This is a genomic window from Pseudanabaena sp. lw0831 (assembly GCF_016584665.1).
Lineage (GTDB): Bacteria > Cyanobacteriota > Cyanobacteriia > Pseudanabaenales > Pseudanabaenaceae > Pseudanabaena.
Map to the genome: position 1 here is coordinate 1 of NZ_BBJB01000107.1, position 2,514 is coordinate 2,514.

1 protein-coding gene is annotated in these 2,514 nt (G+C 43.4%); it reads left to right on the plus strand.

Annotation, left to right across the window (positions count from 1 at the left end):
• A partial coding sequence (locus tag APA_RS21805; protein ID WP_201324332.1) for a PAS domain S-box protein occupies positions 1-2,514 on the plus strand: 2,514 nt, incomplete at both ends.

Sequence of the window (2,514 nt, forward strand, 5' to 3'; positions counted from 1 at the left end):
TCATCAGCAACAATTTCAACAAGAGGCAAGATCTAGCTGTGTCTTGGTATTAGAAGATGAAAAGTTAATCGGCGTAGTGACCGAGCGCGATGTGGTTCGCCTCAGCGCTCAGCAGCAAGACCTCAATCGTCTATTAGTCCGAGAGGTGATGGCTCATCCCGTGGTTACTTTGCGCGAGTCTGACTTTACAGATTTGTTTTTAGCAGTCAATCTGCTCCAGCAATACCACATTCGCCATTTGCCGCTTCTCAATGAGCAAGATCTCCTCGTGGGAATGGTGACTCACGAAAGTTTACGACAAATTACCAGACCCATCGATCTCTTGCGGCTGCGATTGGTGTCTGAGGTGATGACTTCTGATGTAGTGTGTGCTGTCTCCGATCGCTCTATGTTGGCGATCGCGCAAATGATGGCAGGGCAGAAAATTAGTTCGGTGATGATTGTTGAGACGTGTAGTACTGATAACTCCCTACAAATTCCTGTGGGCATAGTGACCGAGCGTGATGTTGTGCAGTTTCAAGCCCTAGGCTTAAACCTTGAAACCTGTATCGCGCATACGGTGATGAGTACGCCGATCTTTTCCGTTAAACCAGAGGATAACCTCTTGACGGTGCAGCAAATTATGGAGCAAAGGTTGATTCGGCGCTTGGCGGTAACAGGTGAATTTGGCGAACTATTAGGAATCGTCACTCAGACCAATTTGCTCCAAGCCTTAAATCCGACTGAAATATATAATTTAGCCAAGGTTTTAGAAGCAAAAGTAGAACAACTAGAATCAGAAAAAGTAACTCTGTTAGAAAATCGTAATGTTGATTTAGAAGGCGAGGTCAAAGAAAGAACGGCTGCATTGTTGGAAGCAGAGAAAGCATTACAAAAGCTTAATCAATCACTAGAGTTGTCAGTCCAAGAGAGAACTCAAGAGCTATGGCAAGTCAATAAACTGCAACGGGCAATCCTTGATGGTACTGATTACGCAATTATCTCTACCGACTTAAATGGCATTATTCAGTCCTTTAATACTGGTGCTGAAAAAATGTTGGGTTACAGCACAGAAGAAGTTATCGGTAAGATCACGCCCGAAATCTTCTTCGATCGTCAAGAATTTATCGACAATGCTTCGGGCATTTCAGGAGAATCGGAGCATAATGATTTGGAACTTGAATCATTGATGTCTATGGCAACCCAAGGCACTTTTGATCGAGAATGGACGCATATTCGCAAAGATGGCTCGCGCTTTCCCGTAGAGATATCAGTAACAGTCCTTAAAGACGATGATGGGAAAACGATTGGCTTTTTGAGTGTCAGGAAAGATATTAGCGATCGCAAACAAGCTGAATTAGAACTGCAAAAAACCACAGAGCGTTTAGCTTTGGCTCTTAAATCTGGAGCGATCGGCTGCTGGGAATGGGATATTCAACAGAACATTCTGGTTTGGGATGATCGGATGTATGAACTGTATGGATACTCAAAAGAAATTTATTCCCATTTACCTTATGAGATTTGGGCAAACGCAGTACATCCCGATGATTTTCCCGCTACTGAAGCTCTAGTCCAAAAAGCCATGTTAGGACAATTAGAATTCGATAATGAGTTTCGAGTCATTCATCCCGATCGCAGTATTCACTTCATTAAAGCCTATGGAAAGATTAAGCGAGATACTCAAGGTAAAGCTGAAAGTATGATTGGGGTTAACTTTGATATTAGCGATCGCAAGTTTGCCGAGGAAGCTTTAGTAGAAAGCGAAGCATTTAATCGCGAGTTAGTCGAAGAATTTCCCATTGGCTTAGCAAGCTGCCGCATGGACGGTCAACTCGTCTTTGTCAACTCCGCCTTCGCCAAAATGCTAGGACGATCTGTTAAAGAAACCCTAGAACTAACATACTGGGACATAACTCCCATCAAATATGCCGAGCAAGAAGCAGCCCAACTAGAAAGAATCCAGATCGAAGGATGCTATGGTCCCTACGAAAAAGAATACATTCATAAAGATGGTCATTTGATTCCAGTCCTTTTAAATGGATTAGCGTTCACCCAAAAAGGAGAGTTAATTATCTGGTCGAGCGTACAAGATATTAGCGATCGCAAACAAGCCGAGCAAATTATTCTCCAACAAGCAAATCGAGAAACCTTATTGCGAGGAATTACTCAGCGTATCCGTCAATCCCTCGATCTCTCAATAATTTTTGATACCGCTTGTCAAGAAATTCAGCAATTACTGCAATGCGATCGCGTCGGTATTTTCAAGTTCTACCCCGAATCTAATTTTGATGATGGTGAATTTGTTGCCGAATCCGTTGTCGATGGATTTAGTTCAGCAATGGAAGTTCGCATTCACGACCATTGCTTCGGCGAAGGCTATGCCGCCGCCTATGCCCAAGGTCGAATGCAGGTCGTGAATGATATAGATAATGCTGGGCTGATGGACTGTCACCGTGATGTGTTAGTACAGTTTCAGGTACGGGCAAATCTAGTGATTCCATTACTATGTGGCAACAACCTATGGGGATTGCTGTG